Source organism: Acidovorax sp. KPB24-03, from assembly GCF_057546605.1.
In genome coordinates, this window is record NZ_BAAJYR010000466.1 from 1 (window position 1) to 2543 (window position 2543).

The following is a 2543-nucleotide window of genomic DNA, read 5'->3' on the forward strand; positions in this document are numbered from 1 at the left end:
TTCCATGTCGGCGATGACCTGATGGGCCATCGGTGCCTGACCCGCCACTTCGGGCAGCGCGATGTTGATCTGGTGCAGATGGCCGGAGCCATAGAACAGCCAGTTCAGCGTGCGCCCATCGGGCAGCAGCTGGCCACCTGCGTGATCACGCTTTCGCCGCCGCTGGAGATGTGCGTGCCCATTGAAAAGGAAGGAAAGGGGGAAAACGGCAGGAAGGCGGTTGAGGGTGTTTTAAGCCATCAGCGCAATCAGGGCCTGCTTGGAGTGCTATCGATTGAGTAGCGGAAGCAAATTAACGGAATCACACACATCAAAGAAAAGAGTGAAAAGTGCCTGATGCCTTAGTTCTGATTGCCTTGGTTGCTATTGAATGAATAGCAAACGGAGAGTGTGCCGACCAGTGCAAAGCAATCTGCCAATGGCTGCGATGGGTTTGCTTTGGTGCGGTCATTGCATTGAAAATAAAAGATATGATTATTTCATGCATTCTATGAATGCATCATTTTCGTGGAAGAAAATTAATGCGTTTATGTAATCCTTGGTGCTGGGCTTTTCTAGTTGCTCATTCAAATTCTCTATTACGTCTTCGATGTCCTCTTTGGTAAGGTAGGGGTAAAAGCCCTCTGTTGAGTATCCATGCCTTACAGCTTTTTCCTCATCTGGTGAGAGATTTAAATCTGCTATGTAAAAGAAAACCTCCGAATTTTCTTTCAATTCTTTATTTTTTTTTTGCAATAAAGCCAGCCGTTTTGATTTTCTATTGATGCAAGAGCATCTTTTAGTTCGATAAGATTTTTCATGACTATTTGCAGCTAAGCTTTTTAAAGCCGCCTTGTTGGTTAGGGTGAAGTGTTTCTTGAACTGGGCCTGGGGACCGATGTTGGCCGCGAGGAATTAATTCAATTTGTGTCGGATCTTGCGCGCTATGGTGCCATGTTAGTCCCGGAGGGCTGGTCGTTGCAATTCCGCCTTTAGGGCCAGGTTTCACGATGCCCTAGTGCTGATTGGTCTGGTTGCTTCGTAATTGATAGCAATTGCTTCTGAGCCGCAAGTGGGAAAACACGGCGAATTCTTTTGCCGATTGAATTGGCGCGATCCGGAGTTTGGCTGCGGCCGTGTTGGGACGGACGTCTTTTGGGAACTTATCAAGATATCCAGATTTCCCGTACTTTACGCTGTAACTTTATTTCTTTTCGCGCTTGGCCATTTGCGAATGAAATTTTAAGAATTGGCATCGCTATTTTTTTCGTATTTAACCTCAAAAAATAGTATGTTAATTTTTTTACGGTCACACATTTTTTTTTAGTTCTTCGGAAGCGATCAGCATCGTTTTTTTGTATCGTATCTCGCGCTAGAAAAAAATCATCCTGAATTTTGTTAAAAATTACGGGAGAGAGTAAGTTCTCTTTCTCCTTTAGATCGGTCTCGTCGTGATTTATAAGTGAGAGAAATCTTCTAGTTCTCGCAATGTAATACTGATGATTTTTCTTTGTTCTTGAAATGATGGTGCATGGAATAAAATCCACATCTGCCGACATTTCTAAAGCACATTGCGTAACAAAATTCTGAGAAAATAAAGGAATGGATGTAAATGCTGGAATGTAATCCATTTCTTCGATGTTGGAGTCACTGTAGCTTTCTTGTGCCGCCCCAGTTACCTTCCAGCGAGAGTCTATTTTTTTTTCGTTTACATTTTCCCATATTATTTCCTCCAGTTTTTTTTGAACGCCTTCAGTAAAAATAACGTGGCGTTTCGTGGTCCGCGTATTAGGGGCTATTCTGTACAAACTTTTCATGGCAAATTACCTTGACCAAGAGTGGCGCGAAGATTTTTTTGCAAATCTAACAACTCTTTTTGAATTCTGTATTTATCCCATTTTTCTTTTTTTGCTACTTCAGTCATTTTGTTGAGTTTGTCTTCAATTGTTTGGTTGTATTGATTATGAGGGCAGCCTCCCAGCTTGAATCTCGAATGAGTGGCCTTTCCAGAGCCATCGTCGTCCCTTGGTAGGTATATCATGTTGTGCGCTGAGTTGATATCCATTCCAGACATCGAGAATATTGAATGATCTTTTAATTCGTGCGGGATTAGATGGTGGCGTTCTTGTCCCGTTCTTCGCTTCATCCATGTTGGATATGAACTCTTGGGGCAACGCTGAAGTCCAAAAATATCAATCCACCCAAGCGGATTTGACGCATATGCGAATGCATTTGACCCACCCATTAATCCAATCGGATCTTGGCTAACAAACCTGCCCACAGCCGGATCGTAATACCTGAACCGGTTGTAATGCAGCCCGGTTTCCTCATCGAACTGCTGGCCCTGGAATCGGAAGGGTTGCTCGATCGGCGGCGGGGCGGATGAACGGGCGCTGGCACCCTCGCTCCAGTCCATTCCCGGCCCATTTCCCATGCGGCGGCGGGCAGGACCGTCATCGGTCCCCGTTCTCGCCACGGGCCGCAGCGTGGCTTCCCCCCAGACCTTGTATTCCGCCGCCCAGGCGATGCGCCCCTGGGCATCGGTCAACTCCAGCGGCGCGCCG

5 protein-coding genes are annotated in these 2543 nt (G+C 45.9%); 1 reads left to right on the forward strand and 4 read right to left on the reverse strand.

From position 1 onward, the window contains the following. Window positions 1-282: hypothetical protein (locus tag AC27KI_RS22660; RefSeq protein WP_487115955.1), on the forward strand; the 282-nt coding region annotated here is incomplete at its 5' end. Window positions 283-474: 192 nt separating this feature from the next. On the opposite strand, the gene AC27KI_RS22665 is transcribed toward AC27KI_RS22660, so the two are convergent. From AC27KI_RS22665 to AC27KI_RS22680, 4 genes are all read right to left on the reverse strand, one after another. Beyond that, a complete protein-coding gene (locus tag AC27KI_RS22665) occupies window positions 475-735 on the reverse strand; it encodes a DUF7716 domain-containing protein (RefSeq protein ID WP_487115957.1) in 261 nt (86 codons plus the stop codon). A gap of 67 nt (window positions 736-802) precedes the next feature. Then, on the reverse strand, window positions 803-988 hold the full coding sequence (locus tag AC27KI_RS22670) for an HNH endonuclease (RefSeq protein WP_487090719.1): 186 nt from the start codon (window positions 986-988) through the stop codon (window positions 803-805). A 157-nt stretch (window positions 989-1145) separates the two neighbouring features. Next, window positions 1146-1796: a hypothetical protein gene (locus tag AC27KI_RS22675; RefSeq protein ID WP_487115959.1), complete on the reverse strand. Its 651-nt coding sequence runs from the start codon at window positions 1794-1796 to the stop codon at window positions 1146-1148. Continuing rightward, on the reverse strand, window positions 1793-2543 hold a 751-nt coding region (locus AC27KI_RS22680), incomplete at its 5' end, for an RHS repeat-associated core domain-containing protein (protein WP_487115961.1). The genes AC27KI_RS22675 and AC27KI_RS22680, both read right to left, overlap by 4 nt.

What these genes read in the sequence shown, in the direction of transcription:
- AC27KI_RS22675 (WP_487115959.1), bottom strand. Translation starts at nt 1,796, where the DNA reads ATGAAAAGTTTGTACAGAATAGCCCCTAATACGCGGACCACGAAACGC.